Origin of the sequence: Pseudomonas sp. NPDC008258 (genome assembly GCF_042956345.1) — a bacterium.
Classification (GTDB): Bacteria; Pseudomonadota; Gammaproteobacteria; order Pseudomonadales; family Pseudomonadaceae; genus Aquipseudomonas.
In genome coordinates, this window is the sequence record NZ_JBIBGE010000008.1 from 122959 (window position 1) to 139944 (window position 16986).

General features: G+C 63.4%; 14 protein-coding genes. 11 read left to right on the top strand and 3 right to left on the bottom strand.

Annotated elements, in window-relative coordinates; translation table 11 throughout:
- The first annotated feature begins 33 nt into the window (after positions 1-33).
- Complete coding sequence (gene tauD, locus ACFY9W_RS08830) at positions 34-867, top strand: taurine dioxygenase (protein ID WP_391128531.1); 834 nt, start codon at positions 34-36, stop codon at positions 865-867.
- Between the two features lie 125 nt (positions 868-992).
- On the opposite strand, the gene betT is transcribed toward tauD, so the two are convergent.
- Entirely contained in the window at positions 993-2954 is a 1962-nt protein-coding gene (gene betT, locus ACFY9W_RS08835; RefSeq protein ID WP_391128713.1) for a choline transporter BetT, read from the bottom strand.
- 332 nt (positions 2955-3286) lie between these two features.
- Positions 3287-4219, bottom strand: coding sequence for a serine O-acetyltransferase EpsC (gene epsC, locus ACFY9W_RS08840; RefSeq protein WP_391128534.1), 933 nt, complete (start codon positions 4217-4219; stop codon positions 3287-3289).
- Between the two features lie 391 nt (positions 4220-4610).
- Here epsC and tcyJ point away from each other — a divergent pair, with 391 nt between their 5' ends.
- The 9 genes from tcyJ (at position 4611) to ACFY9W_RS08885 (ending at position 13651) form a co-directional block, all read left to right on the top strand.
- Positions 4611-5405 (top strand): cystine ABC transporter substrate-binding protein, encoded by a 795-nt coding sequence (gene tcyJ, locus ACFY9W_RS08845; protein ID WP_391128537.1) that lies wholly within the window; start codon positions 4611-4613, stop codon positions 5403-5405.
- Positions 5402-6070 (top strand): cystine ABC transporter permease, encoded by a 669-nt coding sequence (tcyL, locus tag ACFY9W_RS08850; protein ID WP_391128540.1) that lies wholly within the window; start codon positions 5402-5404, stop codon positions 6068-6070. Before tcyJ ends, tcyL begins: the two co-directional genes overlap by 4 nt.
- Positions 6071-6072: 2 nt before the next feature.
- A complete protein-coding gene (gene tcyN, locus ACFY9W_RS08855; RefSeq protein ID WP_391128543.1) occupies positions 6073-6831 on the top strand; it encodes an L-cystine ABC transporter ATP-binding protein TcyN in 759 nt (252 codons plus the stop codon).
- 326 nt (positions 6832-7157) lie between these two features.
- A complete protein-coding gene (locus ACFY9W_RS08860) occupies positions 7158-8399 on the top strand; it encodes an SfnB family sulfur acquisition oxidoreductase (protein ID WP_391128546.1) in 1242 nt (413 codons plus the stop codon).
- A gap of 141 nt (positions 8400-8540) precedes the next feature.
- On the top strand, positions 8541-9722 hold the full coding sequence (locus ACFY9W_RS08865) for an SfnB family sulfur acquisition oxidoreductase (protein WP_391128549.1): 1182 nt from the start codon (positions 8541-8543) through the stop codon (positions 9720-9722).
- The gene (locus ACFY9W_RS08870; RefSeq protein WP_391128552.1) at positions 9722-11113 is read left to right on the top strand and encodes an NtaA/DmoA family FMN-dependent monooxygenase; all 1392 of its coding nucleotides are present in this window, start codon (positions 9722-9724) and stop codon (positions 11111-11113) included. Before ACFY9W_RS08865 ends, ACFY9W_RS08870 begins: the two co-directional genes overlap by 1 nt.
- Entirely contained in the window at positions 11106-11906 is an 801-nt protein-coding gene (locus tag ACFY9W_RS08875) for a MetQ/NlpA family ABC transporter substrate-binding protein (protein ID WP_391128554.1), read from the top strand. Before ACFY9W_RS08870 ends, ACFY9W_RS08875 begins: the two co-directional genes overlap by 8 nt.
- 1 nt (position 11907) lies before the next feature.
- Positions 11908-13017, top strand: a complete 1110-nt coding sequence (locus tag ACFY9W_RS08880; protein ID WP_391128556.1) for an ATP-binding cassette domain-containing protein — start codon at positions 11908-11910, stop codon at positions 13015-13017.
- The gene (locus tag ACFY9W_RS08885) at positions 13007-13651 is read left to right on the top strand and encodes a methionine ABC transporter permease (protein WP_008096606.1); all 645 of its coding nucleotides are present in this window, start codon (positions 13007-13009) and stop codon (positions 13649-13651) included. Before ACFY9W_RS08880 ends, ACFY9W_RS08885 begins: the two co-directional genes overlap by 11 nt.
- A gap of 92 nt (positions 13652-13743) precedes the next feature.
- Here ACFY9W_RS08885 and dibA read toward each other — a convergent pair whose 3' ends face one another.
- Positions 13744-15639 carry a phosphodiesterase DibA gene (gene dibA / locus ACFY9W_RS08890; RefSeq protein ID WP_391128559.1) on the bottom strand — a complete coding sequence of 632 codons (1896 nt, stop codon included), beginning with the start codon at positions 15637-15639 and terminating at the stop codon, positions 13744-13746.
- A 146-nt stretch (positions 15640-15785) separates the two neighbouring features.
- Here dibA and desA point away from each other — a divergent pair, with 146 nt between their 5' ends.
- Positions 15786-16970, top strand: a complete 1185-nt coding sequence (gene desA, locus ACFY9W_RS08895) for a delta-9 fatty acid desaturase DesA (protein WP_391128562.1) — start codon at positions 15786-15788, stop codon at positions 16968-16970.
- Positions 16971-16986 lie beyond the last annotated feature (16 nt).

Sequence of the window (16986 nt, forward strand, 5' to 3'; positions counted from 1 at the left end):
GCCGGCAACCCGGCGCAAAGAACGAGAAAAGACATGAGCCTGACCGTTACCCCCCTCAGCCCGGCGCTGGGTGCGCAGATCAGCGGCGTGGACATCAGCCGCGAGATCACCGCACAAGAGCGCGACGCCATCGAACAGGCGCTGCTGCAGCACCAGGTGCTGTTCTTCCGCGACCAGCCGATCAACCCGGAGCAGCAGGCGCGCTTTGCCGCCCGCTTCGGCGACCTGCACATCCACCCGATCTACCCCAACGTGCCCGAAACCCCGCAGGTGCTGGTACTCGACACGGCAGTGACCGATGTACGCGACAACGCCGTGTGGCACACCGACGTGACCTTTTTGCCGACCCCGGCACTGGGCGCGGTGCTCAGCGCCAAGCAGTTGCCCGCTTACGGTGGCGATACCCTGTGGGCCAGCGGCATTGCCGCCTTCGAAGCCTTGTCGGCGCCGCTGCGGGACATGCTCGACGGCCTGACTGCCACCCACGATTTCACCAAGTCGTTCCCGCTGGAGCGCTTTGGTACCACCCCCGAGGACCTGGCGCGCTGGGAGGCGACGCGGCGCAACAACCCGCCGCTGTCGCACCCGGTGGTGCGTACGCACCCGGTGAGCGGGCGCAAGGCGCTGTTCGTCAATGAAGGGTTTACTACCCGCATCAACGAACTGAGCGAGTTGGAAAGTGATGCGCTGCTGAGGTTGCTGTTCGCCCATGCGACGCGGCCGGAGTTCAGCATTCGCTGGCGCTGGCAGGAGAATGACGTGGCGTTCTGGGACAACCGCGTGACCCAGCATTTTGCGGTGGATGATTACCGGCCCAATCGGCGGGTGATGCACCGGGCGACCATCCTGGGGGACGCGCCCTTTTAGTGGTTGCCTGTGCTGGCCTCTTCGCGGGCTCGCCCGCTCCCACAGGTACAACATAGGTTTCGAAACCGGTGCCGTACCTGTGGGAGCGGGCAAGCCCGCGAAGAGGCCAGGACAGGAGAGCCTGGTCAGCGGACCAGATGCAGGTACTGCATGTGCCGCTCGTACTGGTCGAGGATGTCGTTGATGATCTGCTCCTTGCTGTAGCCCACCAGGTCGTAGTTCTGGCTGCCTTCGCTCAGGTGCACCTCCGCCCGGTAATAGCGGCGGTTCTTCAAATCCTGCGTACCCAACCCACCCAGGGCAAACGACGGCGTGAAGTAGCCACGCATCTGCACCTGGTAAATGAACGGCTGCTCCTCGCCATGCCCGATCTTCAGGCTGACGTTGTCGTGGCTCGGGTCATCCTGGGTAATCAGCACCAGGCCCTTCTGCTCGAACACCTCACGCACTTCGGCAATCGCCGGGCGCACCACGTCGTCCATGAAGCGGTACACCTCATCGCGCGACGGGAAGTGCACAGCCTGGCTCAGGCGCTGGCGCCAGCCGCCACGGCCGCGACGTGACTGGGCAAACGGGGCCAGCGAGTGCATCTGCGCGATCTGCCGTTGCGACTCCAGGTAGAACGCCTTGTGCAACCCCCACATCATGCACAGCAGAATCAGCGAGAACGGCAACGAGGTCAGCACCACCGCCGACTTCAGCGAGTCGATGCTGCCGGCAAACAACAGCGCACTGGTGATCAGCGCGGTCATTGCACCCCAGAAGATGCGCAGCCAGTTCGGCCCATCCTCATCCGCTCCACCGCCCTTGGCCGACAGGGTCGACAACACAACGGTGCCCGAGTCGGCCGAGGTCACGAAGAACACGAAGCTGATGAACACCGTGGTGGCGATCACCGCCTTGCTCCAGGGGTAGGTCTCCAGCAGCAGGTACAGGCTCATCGACGGGTTATCCAGTGCCGACTGGCCCAGCGCTGTCATGCCGTGATTGATGACCTGGTCCAGCGCGCTGTTGCCGAAGATCGACATCCACGCCAGGGTAAAGCCCAGCGGAATCAGCAGCACGCCAAAGACGAACTCGCGGATGGTACGGCCACGGGAGATACGGGCAATGAACAAGCCCACGAACGGCGCCCAGGCAATCCACCAGGCCCAGTAGAACACCGTCCAGCCACCCAGCCAGTCGCGGTTTTCACCGTAGGCATACACGTCGAAGCTTTTGCGTGGCAACGCACCCAGGTAGTCGCCCAGGTTCTGGATCAGCGTGTTGAACAGGTGCTGGGTTGGCCCGGCAAACAGCACGAACAACAGCAGCGCGCAGGCCAGGAACAGGTTGATGTCGCTCATCACCCGCACGCCCTTTTCTACCCCGGCAACGGCAACGGCCACCGCCGCGCCCATCATCAGGGTGATGAGGATCACCTGCACCCACTGGCTGTGGCTGATGCCGAACAGGTAATCCAGGCCAGCGTTCAGGTGCAGCACGCCAAAGCCCATGTCGGCACCCAGGCCGAACACCGTGGCAATGATGCCGAAGCCATCGACCGCGTAGCCGATCGGCCCATTGATGCGCTTGCCGATCAGTGGATACAGGGCCGAACGCAAGGCCAGTGGCAGGTTATGCCGGTAGGCGAAGTAGGCCAGTGCCATGCCGACGAAGGCGAACACGCCCCAGCCATGCAGGCCCCAGTGCAGGAACAGGATCTGCATCGCCTGGCGCCCGGCCTCGGCCGTGCCCGCTTCGCCCTGGGGCGGCTGCAACATGTGCGTCAGCGGCTCGGACACGCAGAAGAAGAACAGGGTAATGCTGATGCCGGCGGCGAACAGCATGCCGGCCCACGACAGGTAGCTGAACTCGGGTTCGTCGTGGTCGGCACCGAGCTTGATCTTGCCGTAGCCGGACAAGGCGGTGACCACCACGAAGACCAGGTACAGCGTCATCGCCAGCATGTAGTACCAGCCGACCGTGTTGGCTGCCCAGTTCTGCGCCGCCAGCAGCCAGTCGCCTGCGGCTTGCGGGTTGCTGATGACCACCAGGCCAAAGATGAGGATGAAACTTGCCGCAAAGTAGAACACCGGGGGGTTCATGCGGATCTTGCCATTGGCAAGGGATGGGGTCGGTGCACTCATCGGGCGTGCACCTCGTCAAATGACGTAAGGTTCGGAATGAACGGGTTCAGCAAAGGAATCCTCCTGTTGAACACCGGCAGCGGACCAGCGTTTTTCATTGAACAATCGTTCAAGTTAAACATGGATCGGATTTCAATGCGAATTGGGGCGCTGATTGGTGCTGTCCTGTGCCGGCCTCTTCGCGGGCTTGCCCGCTCCCACAGGTACGGCACAAGCCTTGAGCGTTCTGCAGTCCCTGTGGGAGCGGGCAAGCCCGCGAAGAGGCCGGCACAAGCAAAAAGAAGGCTAGATCAATTCTTGTCCTGGCAATCCAGCTGCAGGTTGGCCTGGGTAATGTTGCTTTCAGCCGGCACACTACGGGTCAGCCACACGTTGCCACCAATGGTCGAGCCTTTGCCGATGGTAATACGCCCCAGCACCGTGGCCCCGGCATAGATCACCACATCGTCCTCGACGATAGGATGGCGCGGCAGGCCTTTGTGCAAGGTCCCCGACTCGTCACTGGGGAAGCGCTTGGCGCCCAGGGTCACTGCTTGGTAGATACGCACGCGCTCGCCGATGATCGCGGTTTCGCCAATGACCACGCCGGTGCCGTGGTCGATGAAGAAGCTCGGGCCGATCTGCGCGCCAGGGTGAATGTCGATACCGGTGGCCGAATGCGCCAGCTCCGAACTGATCCGCGCCAGCAGCGGCAGGCCGGCCTGGTACAGGTGGTGCGCCAGCCGGTGGTGGATGATGGCCAGAATGCCCGGGTAGCACAGCAACACTTCATCGACGCTGCGCGCCGCCGGGTCGCCGTGATAGGCGGCCAGTACGTCGGTGTCGAGCAGCACGCGCAGGTCTGGCAGCGCGGCGGCAAACCCCTGTACCAGGCTCAGCGCATGGGCATCGACGCCGGCCAGCTCGGCGTTGCTCTGGCGCGCCGCGTAACGCAGTTCGAGGCGAGCCTGGGCAAGCAAGGCAGTCAGCGCGGCATCCAGGGTATGGCCGACGTAGAAGTCTTCACTTTCTTCGCGCAGGTCTACAGGCCCGAGGCGCATCGGGAACAGCGCGCCGCAGAGCTGCTCCAGAATCTGCCGCATCGCCTCGCGCGACGGCAGCTCGCGCCCGCCCTGCTCGCCTATGCTGCGGCCATTGCGGGTGCGCCATTGCTCACGGGCGCCGCGCAGGCCGCTGACGATGCTTTGCAACTGCCAATGCGCGGATGAAGGTTGTTCGCTCACGGTTTTCTCCTGCCGTATAGGCCATCTGATTTATTCGCCAGGCCCGGCCTCTTCGCGGGCGCGCCCGCTCCCACAGGAATCTCGCAAACATCAGGCCCTGTGCTGTACCTGTGGGAGCGGGCGTGCCGGCGAAAAGGCCGGGCCTGGTTACATGCAATCCACTCTACGGCAAATCCGGCCCTTGGAAAAAACAACGCTTTATTCCATCCTGCGCTAAGTCGGGCATAAGCCGCGATGACGGAGTGGGCAACCTCGCCTACCCTCAAAGCAGCCAGCACCTGACGAAACACAAAAAGGAAATAACAAAATAATTTTTTAGTATTTCCTGGCCTAAGCAGCCAACCCTATAGTCGCCACCTCACTACTTACACAACAAGCGCGGGGCTCTGTCATGTCGAAATTCGCCAAACCTCTACTCAACGCCACCCTGGCTCTGCTGCTGGGTACCGGCCTGCTCAGCCAGGCCTTCGCCGGCGAGCAGCTGAAGACTATCCAGGAAAAAGGCGTGATCAACGTCGGCCTGGAAGGCACCTACCCACCGTTCAGCTTCCAGGACGAGAACGGCAAGCTGGCCGGCTTCGAGGTGGAGCTTTCGGAACTGCTGGCCAAGGAGTTGGGGGTCAAGGCCAAGATCCAGCCTACCAAATGGGACGGCATCCTTGCCGCGCTGGAATCCAAGCGCCTGGACGTGGTGGTCAATCAGGTAACCATTTCCGAGGAGCGCAAAAAGAAATACGACTTCTCTGAGCCTTACACCGTTTCCGGTATCCAGGCCCTGATCCTGAAGAAGAAAGCCGAACAGTTGAACATCAAAGGCGCACAAGACCTGGCTGGCAAGAAAGTCGGCGTAGGCCTGGGCACCAACTATGAGCAATGGGTGAAGCAGGACGTGCCGAAGGCTGAAGTGCGTACCTATGAAGACGACCCAAGCAAGTTCGCCGACCTGCGCAACGGCCGCATCGACGCCATCCTGATCGACCGCCTGGCCGCACTGGAATACGCGCAAAAAGCCAAGGACACCCAGCTTGCCGGCGATGCCTTCTCGCGCCTGGAAAGCGGCGTGGCCCTGCGCAAAGGCGAACCCGAACTGCTGGCGGCCATCAACAAGGCCATCGACAAGCTCAAGGCTGACGGCTCGCTGGCCAAGCTGTCCGAGAAATACTTCGGTGCCGATGTCACCAAATGATTGCTGAAAGCCTGCAACTCGTTGTCGACTCCACGCCCTTCCTGCTGAAGGGCGCGGGTTATACGGTGCTGCTCAGCGTTGGCGGCATGTTCTTCGGCCTGGTGCTCGGCTTTGCCCTGGCGCTGATGCGGCTGTCGAAGCTCTTGCCGCTGAACTGGCTGGCGCGGATCTACGTGTCGTTCTTCCGCGGCACGCCGCTGCTGGTGCAGCTGTTCGTGATCTATTTCGGCATGCCGCAGATCGGCATCGAACTCGACCCCATCCCCGCCTCGCTGATCGGCCTGTCACTGAACATGGCGGCCTACATCTGCGAGATCTTGCGCGCAGCCATTTCCTCGATTGACCGTGGCCAGTGGGAAGCCGCCGCCAGCATCGGCATGACTCGCGTGCAGGCCATGCGCCGGGCGATCCTGCCACAAGCCTTGCGCACTGCCCTGCCACCGCTGGGCAACAGCTTCATTTCGCTGGTCAAGGACACTGCCCTGGCGGCGACCATCCAGGTGCCCGAGCTGTTCCGCCAGGCGCAGCTGATTACCGCACGCACCTTCGAAGTGTTCACCATGTACGTGGCGGTGGCAGTTATCTACTGGGTGCTGTGCAGCATCCTCGCGCACTTCCAGAACCGCATGGAAGCGCGGGTCAACCAGCATGACCAGGAGCAATGAGCATGATTGAAGTCAAAGGCCTGACCAAGCGGTTCAAGGGCCAGACCGTGCTCAACGGCATCGACCTGACCGTGCAACCGGGCGAAGTGGTGGCCATCATCGGCCCCAGCGGCTCGGGCAAGACCACCTTCCTGCGCTGCCTGAACCTGCTGGAAACCCCCGATGCCGGGCAGATCCAGATCGGCGCCATCAGCATCGACGCCAACCGCCCGCTGGGTGGCCAGCAAAGTGCGATACGCCGCTTGCGCCAGCAGGCCGGGTTCGTGTTCCAGAACTTCAACCTGTTCCCGCACCGCACCGCGCTGGAGAACGTGATCGAAGGGCCGGTGATCGTCAAGAAGACACCCCGCGAGCTGGCCATCGCACTGGGCCGGCGCCTGCTGGCCAAGGTCGGCCTGGCAGGCAAGGAAGACGCCTACCCACGGCGCCTGTCCGGTGGCCAGCAGCAACGGGTGGCCATCGCCCGCGCCTTGGCCATGGAGCCGGAAGTGATCCTGTTCGACGAACCCACCTCGGCACTGGACCCGGAGCTGGTGGGTGAAGTGCTGGCGACCATCCGCGGCCTGGCCGAGGAGAAACGCACCATGATCATCGTCACCCACGAAATGAGCTTTGCCCGGGATGTGGCGAACCGGGTGATCTTCTTCGACAAGGGCGTGATCGTGGAACAGGGCGAGGCCAAGGCACTGTTTGCGGCGCCGAAGGAAGAGCGTACCCGGCAGTTTTTGCGCAAGTTCCTCGGGACTGCTGCCTCCGAGTAAGTCTGTTGCGGCCTCTTCGCGGGCACGCCCGCTCCCACAGGTTTGGCACCGGTTTTGAGACCTGCGCTGTACCTGTGGGAGCGGGCATGCCCGCGAAAGGTCCGGCACATCCACAGCAAATCCCTCCTTCTATGTATATTCCAAAAGGTTAGTTCATAAACTTTTTATAAAGCATTAGGGTATATAAACCGGACCACCGGACCAGCACACATCTGCCGCGACCAGCTGTAGTGGCACAACAATTTTGTGAGGTCAGGAATGGTCAGGATCACAATCACCCCAGTGCGTATCGCCAGGGCATTGAGTGCAGCCAAGGAGCGGTACTGATGTCCAGCCAGCCAAATACCCAATTCCATAGCGATCTCGACAGCTCGCCCCTGCTGCTGCCGGCCAAGGTACTGCGCAATGACGCAGAGGCCCTGCAAGCGGCCCGCGAACTGGCCGAGGTTGCCCGCGAGCAGGCCGCCCGCCGCGACCAGCAACGCAAGCTGCCATGGGCCGAGATCGAGTTGTTTACCCGCAGCGGCCTGGGCAGCATCAGCGTACCCAAGGCCCACGGCGGCCCGGATGTATCGTTCGAAACCGTAGCCGAAGTATTCCGCCTGATCAGCGCCGCCGACCCGGCCTTGGGGCAGATCCCGCAGAACCAGTTCGGCATGCTGCAATTGCTTCGCCTGACGGCCACCGAGGCGCAACAGGCGCTGATCTTCCGCAGCGTGCTCGACGGCTGGCGCATCGGCAATGCCGGGCCAGAGCGCGGCACCAAGGACACCCTCACCCTCAAGGCCAGGATTACCCGCGCAGGCGACGGTTATCACATCAGCGGCGAGAAGTTCTATTCCACAGGCGCCCTGTTCGCCCATTGGGTCGCCGTGAAAGCACTGGACGATGAAGGCCGCCAGCGCCTGGCGTTCGTGCGTCGTGGCAGCCCAGGGCTGCGCATCGTCGATGACTGGTCCGGGTTCGGCCAGCGCACCACCGCCAGCGGCACTGTGCTGCTGGACGAGGTGCCGGTAGACGCGGAGCTGGTAATCGACAACTGGCGCCAGCGCGATATCCCCAACATCCAGGGTGCAGCTTCGCAGCTGATCCAGGCCGCAATTGACGCCGGCATCGCAGAAGCCGCGATCGATGATGCGATCACCTTCGTGCGCGAAAAGTCCCGCCCGTGGATTGAAGCCAACGTGGACCGTGCCAGTGACGACCCTTATGTGATCGCCGACATCGGCCGGCTGAAGCTTGAGCTGCACGCCGCCGAAGCGCTGCTGCGCAAGGCTGCGCGGGTACTCGACGAGGTCAATGCTGCGCCCATCGATGCAGCCAGCGCGGCACGGGCGTCGATTGCGGTGGCCGAGGCCAAAGTGCTGACCACCGAAATATCCCTGCAAGCCAGCGAGAAGCTATTCGAGCTGGCTGGCAGCCGCGCCACCCTTGCCGAGTTCAACCTCGACCGCCACTGGCGCAACGCCCGGGTGCATACGCTGCATGACCCGGTGCGCTGGAAGTACCACGCGGTGGGCGCTTACCACCTGAACGGCACCCTGCCTGCGCGGCATTCCTGGATCTGATTTGCAGCCTTTGGGGCTGCTGCGCAGCCCTTCGCGGGCTTGCCCGCTCCCACAGGATTACCACCGCCTGAACTGGCATCACTTTACCTGTGGGAGCGGGCATGCCCGCGAAGGGCCGCGAAGCGGCCCCCGGAGAACTCTATGACAATCGCAATCATCACCAGCGACGCCGAAGCCCTGGCCGTCGCCGAAGACATCGCCCAGCAACTGCGCCGCGACAGCGCCCTGCGCGACCGCGAGCGCCGCCTGCCGCACGCCGAACTCGAGCTGTTCACCCGCTCCGGCCTGTGGGCCATCAGCGTGCCCAAGGCTTTCGGTGGCGCCGGCGTGTCCAACGTCACCCTGGCCAAGGTCATCGCCCGTATCGCCCAGGCCGACGGCTCGCTGGGGCAGATCCCGCAAAACCATTTCTATGGCCTGGAAGTACTGCGGGTAAACGGCACGCCCGAACAGCAACAGCGCCTGTACGCCGAAGTACTCGCCGGCCGCCGCTTCGGCAACGCCCTGGCCGAGCTGGGCACCAAAACCGCCAACGAGCGCACCACCCGCCTGAGCCGTGACGGCGATGGCTTTCGCATCAACGGCCGCAAGTTCTATTCCACCGGTGCCATCTACGCCCAGCGCATTCCTACCTCGGTCGTCGACGAACAAGGCGTGCAGCAACTGGCCTTCGTCCCGGCCGACAGCCAGGGCTTGCAGGTGATCGACGACTGGAGCGGCTTCGGCCAGCGCACCACCGGCAGCGGTTCGGTGGTGTTCGACAACGTGTACGTCAGCGCCGACGACGTGGTGCCGTTCCAGAGCGCCTTCGAGCGCCCCACCCCGGTCGGCCCGCTGGCACAGATCCTCCATGCCGCCATCGACACCGGCATCGCCCGCGCCGCTTATGAAGACGCCCTGCACTTCGTGCGCACCCGCAGCCGCCCGTGGGTCGATTCCGGCCTGGACAAGGCCACGGATGACCCGCTGACGTTGAAAAGCTTTGGCCACCTGGCGATCCGCCTGCATGCGGCCGAAGCCCTGCTGGAGCGCGCCGGCGAATACCTCGACCGCGCCCGCGACGACAGCAGCGCCGACAATGTGGCCGCCGCCTCCATCGCCGTGGCCGAAGCACGGGCCATCAGCACCGAGATTTCCCTCGCTGCCGGTACCGCCCTGTTCGAGCTGGGCGGCAGCCAGGCCACCCTGGCCGAACACAACCTCGACCGCCACTGGCGCAACGCTCGCGTGCATACCCTGCACGACCCGGTGCGCTGGAAGTACCACGCCATTGGCAACTACTACCTCAACGATGCCAACCCACCACGCCGGGGGACCATCTGATGGCCAAGCAGATCCTGCTCAATGCTTTCAACATGAACTGCATCGGGCATATCAACCACGGCCTGTGGACCCACCCACGGGACACCTCGACCCAGTACAAGACCCTGGAGTACTGGACCAGCCTGGCGCGCCTGCTGGAGCGCGGGCTGTTCGACGGGTTGTTCATCGCTGACATCGTCGGCACCTACGACATCTACGGCCAGTCGCTGGACGTCACCCTCAAGGAGTCGATCCAGCTGCCGGTCAACGACCCGCTGCTGCTGGTCTCGGCCATGGCCGCAGTCACCCGCCACCTGGGTTTCGGCCTTACCGCCAACCTCACCTACGAGGCGCCGTATCTGTTCGCCCGGCGTCTTTCCACCCTGGACCACCTGAGCAATGGCCGGGTGGGCTGGAACATCGTCACCGGTTACCTCGACAGCGCCGCCCGGGCCATGGGCCTGGCGCAGCAACCGGAGCATGACCGCCGTTACGACCAGGCCGAAGAATACCTGCACGTACTGTACAAACTGCTGGAAGGCAGCTGGGCCGACGACGCCGTGGTCGCCGACCGCGAGCAGCGCGTCTACGCCAGGCCCGACAAGGTGCGCAAGGTCAGCCACCACGGCGAGTTCTACAACGTCGAGGGCTACCACCTGAGCGAACCCTCGCCGCAGCGCACCCCGGTACTGTTCCAGGCCGGCAGCTCGAAACGTGGCCTGGCGTTTGCCGGCAACCATGCCGAGTGCGTGTTCATCAGTGGCCAGGACAAAGCCGCCACCCGCGCCCAGGTCGACAAGGTACGTGCAGCCGCCGAGGCCGCCGGTCGCGACCCGCAAGCGGTCAAGGTGTTCATGGGCATCACGGTGATCGTCGCCCCAACCGAGCAAGAGGCCCGGGCCAAGCATGCCGAATACGTGCGCCATGCAAGCCCTGAAGCTGGTGTTGCGCACTTCGCAGCATCCACCGGTATCGACTTTGCGGCCTATGAACTGGATGAGCCAATCGGCTTCAGCCAGGGCAACGCCATCCAGTCCGCCACGCGCCAGTTGCAGGACAACGCCTGGACCCGCCGCCGCCTGCTGGAACAGCACGCCTTGGGTGGCCGCTACGTAACCTTGGTCGGCTCACCTGACCAGGTGGCTGAGCAGTTGATCGCATGGCTCGATGAAACCGGCCTGGACGGTTTCAACCTGACCCGCACCGTCACCCCGGAAAGCTTTGAAGACTTCATCGACCTGGTCATCCCGCAATTGCAGCAGCGTGGCCGCTACAAGACGGCCTACGCCGAGGGCACCCTGCGCGAGAAGCTGTTCCAGGCCGACCACCCGCACTTGCCCGCCGACCACCCTGGCTCGGCGCACCGTTTTACCCCTACCCCTGCCCCGACTGGAGCCCTGCACCATGCTTGATAAACTGTTCCGGCCCGTCGCGGCCATTGCCCTCACCCTGGGCCTGTCTGCCAGCGCCCTGGCTGCCGAACCGCTGAAGATCGGCACCACTTCTGCCTTTGCCATCCCGCTGGAAGCCGCTGTGGAAGAAGCCCACAAGCAAGGCCTGGAAGTGAAGCTGATCGAGTTCAGCGACTGGATCGCGCCCAATGTCAGCCTCAACAGCGGCGACATCGACGTGAACTACTTCCAGCACATCCCGTTCCTGGAGAACGCCAAGGCTGCTGCGGGCTTCAACCTGGTGCCCTACGCGTCGGGCATCATCAACAACGTTGGCCTGTATTCGAAACAGTACAAAAGCTTTGCCGAGCTGCCTGAAGGTGCCAGCGTGGCCATCGCCAACGACCCGATCAACAGCGGCCGTGGCCTGCAACTGCTGGCCAAGGCCGGGCTGATCACCCTCAAGCCAGGCGTTGGCTACAAGGCCACCGAGGATGACATCGTCGCCAACCCTAAAAAGCTCAAAATCCTTCAGGTAGAGGCGGTTCAACTGGTACGCGCCTACGATGACGCCGACCTGGTACAGGGCTACCCGGCCTACATCCGCCTGGCCAATACCTTCGACGCCACCTCGGCATTGCTGTTCGATGGCCTGGAAAACAAGGAATACGTGATCCAGTTCGTCATCCGCCCGCAAAGCAAGGGCGATCCGCGCCTGGCCAAGTTCGTCGACATCTACCAGCACTCGCCCGTGGTACGCGCAGCCCTGGACAAAGCCCACGGCAAGCTCTACCAAGCCGGCTGGGAAGGCTGACATGAGCCAGGCCAGTGCGCTCAGGGCGCCAACACCACAACCATTGCCGCCAACGGTCAAGGAACAGGCCCTGCGCCCGGAGGTCAACGAAGCCCATGTGCGCTTCATCGGCCTGGGCAAGACCTACCCTGGCCAGGCACAACCGGCCTTGCAAGGCATCGACCTGAACATCCGCCATGGCGAGATCTTCGGCATCATCGGCCGCAGCGGCGCCGGCAAGTCGTCGCTGTTGCGCACCATCAACCGCCTGGAGCAACCCAGCCAAGGCCGGGTGCTGATCGACCAGGTAGACATCGCCCCGTTCGACGAGGACCAGCTGGTGGCCCTGCGTCGGCGCATCGGCATGATCTTCCAGCACTTCAACCTGATGTCGGCCAAGACCGTGTGGCAGAACGTGGAGCTGCCGTTGAAGGTGGCCGGCGTTGCCAAGGCCGAGCGCCAGCGCAAGGTGCGCGAGCTGCTGGAGCTGGTCGGCCTGCAGGAAAAGCACCACGTGTACCCGGCGCAGCTCTCCGGTGGGCAAAAGCAGCGTGTGGGCATCGCCCGGGCGCTGGTGCACGACCCACAAATCCTGCTGTGTGACGAAGCCACCTCGGCACTGGACCCGGAAACCACGGCCTCGATCCTTGACCTGCTGCGCGACATCAACCAGCGCCTGGGCCTGACCATTGTGCTGATCACCCACGAAATGGCGGTGATCCGCGATATCTGCCACCGGGTGGTGGTGCTGGAGCGCGGCGAAGTGGTCGAACAGGGCGAAGTCTGGCGGGTGTTCGGTGCTCCACGCCATGAGGTCACCCGCACCCTGCTCGCACCCTTGCAGGCCAGGCTGCCTGCCACGCTGCAAGCCAGCTTGCGGGCCAGCCCGGTAAGCCGCGATAGCGCTGTGGTACTGAAGCTGACCCTGCTCGGCGAACCCGAGCTGTCTGCCCTGTTCAACGACCTGGGCGGCCGCGTACGCCTGCTGCAGGGCGGTGTGGAAACCATCGGCGAACATGCCTTGGGCCAACTGATCCTGTCGGTGCAGCACTCGCCGCACGACACCCATCAATTACTGGAGCGTGCCCGCCGCTGGGCCGAGGATGTGGAGGTACTGGGCCATGTGGTTTGATCGCCTGCTGGAAGGCCTGCTCGATACCCTGCTGATGGTCGGTGTATCGTCACTGATCGCCCTGCTGGTGGGGGTGCCGATGGCGGTGTTGCTGGTGACCAGCGACAAGGGCGGCATCTTCGAGGCACCGCTGCTGAACCGCGTGCTGGGCGCCTTCGTCAACCTGTTCCGCTCAATCCCGTTCCTGATCCTGATGGTTGCGCTGATCCCCTTTACCCGCCTGGTGGTAGGCACTACCTATGGCGTGTGGGCAGCGGTGGTGCCGCTGACCATTGCCGCCACGCCGTTTTTTGCCCGGATCGCCGAGGTCAGCCTGCGTGAAGTCGACCATGGGCTGGTGGAAGCCGCACAAGCCATGGGCTGCCGGCGCTGGCACATCGTCTGGCATGTACTGTTGCCCGAGGCGCTGCCGGGTATCGTCGGGGGCTTCACCATTACCCTGGTCACCCTGATCAACTCCTCGGCCATGGCCGGAGCGATTGGTGCCGGGGGCTTGGGGGATATTGCCTACCGGTATGGTTACCAGCGTTTCGACAGCCAGATCATGCTGACTGTGATCGCCATGTTGGTGGCGCTGGTGGCGCTGATCCAGTTGGGTGGGGATCGATTGGCGAAGGGTTTGAACAAGCGTTGAATTCTTCGCGGGCACGCCCGCTCCCACAGGTCCCCACATCTCTCAGGTCCTGTGCAGTCCCTGTGGGAGCGGGCGTGCCCGCGAAGAGGCCCTCAATCCCAGCGAAGATCCCCAGCCGGCACCGGCCGCCCGAACCAGTAGCCCTGCCCCAGCTGACACTGCTCCTGCAACAGGAAACCAGCCTGCTCGGCCTGCTCGATGCCCTCGGCATGCACCTGCATGCCCATGCTGCGGGCCAGGGCGATGATCACCCGCACGATCGCGATGTCATCCTCATCCAGCGGCAACCCGGCAACGAAGCCCTGGTCGATCTTGAGCTTCTGCACGGGCAAACGCTTGAGCCGCAGCAACGACGAATAGCCGGTGCCAAAGTCGTCGATGGCCAAAGTCACCCCAAGCTCTCGCAAACGGTGCAGCTGTTCCAGCGCCACTTCCGGGTCTTCCATCACCGCGCTCTCGGTCACTTCCAGCTCCAGCAGCGCCGGCGCCAGGCCCGTCTCATGCAAAACCGCCGCTACCTGCCGGTACAGCTCGTGCTGACCAAACAGGCGGCTGGAGATGTTCACCGCCACAAAAGCCAACTGCCGGCCTTCAGCCTGCCATTGCACCATCTGCCGGCACGCCTGACGCAGCACCCAGGCATCGATCTCGGCGATCAGCCCGGTGCGCTCGGCAATCGGGATGAACTCGCCTGGGGGCACCAGCCCGCGCTGGGGATGCTGCCAGCGCACCAGCGCCTCGACCCCGACCTTGCTGCCAGTGGCCAGGTCGTGCACCGGCTGGAAGTAAACCCGCAGCTCATCCTGCTCCAATGCACGGCGCAGTTCACCCGCCGTCTCGACCCGGTGCTGGGCGTGGGCGGTCAACTCTTCGGTGTACAGCGCATAGCAGGCCCGCCCGTTGCTCTTGGCCTTGTACAACGCTGCATCGGCATTGCGCAGCAGTTGCTCGCTACTCAAGGCATCGCTGGGGAACAGGCTGATGCCAACGCTAACGCTGATGAACAGGCGATGGCCATCGAACAGGAAAGGCTCACGCATACGCTCGATGATGCACTGCGCCAGCTTGCCCGCCTGGCCGACCTGCTGACAGTTCTCTGCCAGCACGCCAAACTCATCGCCGCCCAGCCGTGCGAGGGTCACGCCGCTACCCAGCACCTCACCCAGACGCTCGCCCACCAGCTTCAACAACTGGTCGCCGATGGTGTGGCCAAGGCCGTCGTTGATGCTCTGGAAGTGGTCCAGGTCCAGCAGCAGCAAGGCACAGCCGCGCTTGTTGGCCTGGGCCGCCGCCAATGCCTGCTCGGCGCGGTCGGTGAACAGCAGGCGGTTGGGCAGGCCGGTGAGCGGGTCGTGGTGAGCCAGGTAGGCCAGCTCCTTTTCCGAATGCTTGATCGCACTGATGTCACTGAACACCGCCACGTAATGGCTCAGCTCACCTTCGTCGTCACGAATGGCGCAAATGGTCTGCCACTGCGGGTAGATCTCGCCGCTTTTGCGCCGGTTCCAGATTTCGCCGCTCCACTCACCCTGCTCGGCCAGGGTGGCAAAGATCTGCTGGTAGAACGCCTGGCCATGGCGGCCCGATTTGAACTTGTTCGGACGCTGGCCGATAACCTCGTCCTGCTGGTAGCCGGTGATGCGCATGAAGGCGCGGTTGACGTGCACGATCAGGCCCTGACGGTCGGTGACCAGTACACCTTCGAGGGTACTGTCGAACACGGCAGCGGCCATGCGCAGCCGCTCACGGTCCTCGCAGCGCAAGCGTGCACCCACACCGATGAAGTTCAACAGCCGCACCCTGGAAACGTAGATCAGCACGGCACTCATCAACACCCACAGCACCACATTGATCTGCCGCCCCACGGTCAGTGCCAGGGGGTCGTCAGTCATGCCGTGCAGCACCACCTCGGCGAGCGCCAGCCAGAGGATCGAGAGCACCACATACAGCGCAGCCATGCGCAAGGCGTCGCGAACAGAAACAGACATGTCGGGTGGGATAGCCCTTCAGAAAAGAATGAGCATTATAAAGGCTGAAACATGTCGTGACCTCCTATCTAAACGGGTGACTGGTTTTATTTCCCTGCCAAGGGATAATCAGCCCCTCCTCCTGCATTCCGAGGGTTTTTACACCTATGTGGTACAACGGCCTGCTCGACTTGTCGGCCTGGCAACTGGTCGGCATCACCTTGTTGATGACCCATGTGACCATTGTCAGCGTCACGGTCTACCTGCATCGCTACTCCGCGCACCGGGCACTGGAGCTCAACGGCGCGCTCAAGCACTTTTTCCGCTTCTGGCTGTGGCTGACCACGGCGCAGAACACCCGCGAATGGACCGCCGTCCACCGCAAGCACCACGCCAAATGCGAAACCCCAGACGACCCGCACAGCCCCGTGCACAAAGGCCTGAGCACCGTGTTGCGCAAGGGCGCCGAACTGTACCGTGAAGAAGCGCGCAACCCCGATACCCTGCGCATCTATGGCAAGAACTGCCCGGATGACTGGATCGAGCGCAACCTCTATTCGCGCTACAAGCTGGGCGGCATCGTGCTGATGGCCGTCATCGACCTGCTGCTGTTCGGCACTATCGGCATCACCATCTGGGCAGTGCAGATGATGTGGATTCCGTTCTGGGCGGCTGGCGTGGTCAACGGCCTGGGCCATGCGCTGGGCTATCGCAACTTCGAATGTCGCGACGCGGCGACCAACCTCGTGCCCTGGGGCATCGTCATTGGTGGCGAAGAACTGCACAACAACCACCACACCTACCCCAACTCGGCCAAGCTGTCGGTCAAGCGCTGGGAGTTCGACATGGGCTGGGCCTGGATACGCGTGTTCTGCCTGTTGCGCCTGGCAAAAGTACAGCGCGTGGCGCCCATTGCCCACCGTGTGGCGGGCAAAGCGAGCCTGGACATGGACACCGCCATGGCCATCCTCAACAACCGCTTCCAGATCATGGCCCAGTACCGCAAGCTGGTGATCGGCCCGCTGGTCAAGCAGGAGCTGGCCCGGGTGGACGCCTCGGTCAGCCACCACTTCCGCCGTGCCAAGCGCCTGCTCTCGCGCGAGACCAGCCTGCTGGAAGACCGCCACCATGTACGCATCGAGTCGATGCTTGCCCACAGCCAGGCGTTGAAGACCATTTACGAAAAGCGCCTGGCCCTGCAGCAGATCTGGGCGCGCACCAGTGCCAACGGCCACGACATGCTGGCCGCCATGAAGGACTGGGTACACGAAGCCGAATCCAGCGGCATCCACGCCTTGCGCGACTTCGCGGCGCAGCTCAAAACCTATTCCCTGCGCCCGACCGGCGCCTGACCACCGTTAGTCGGCA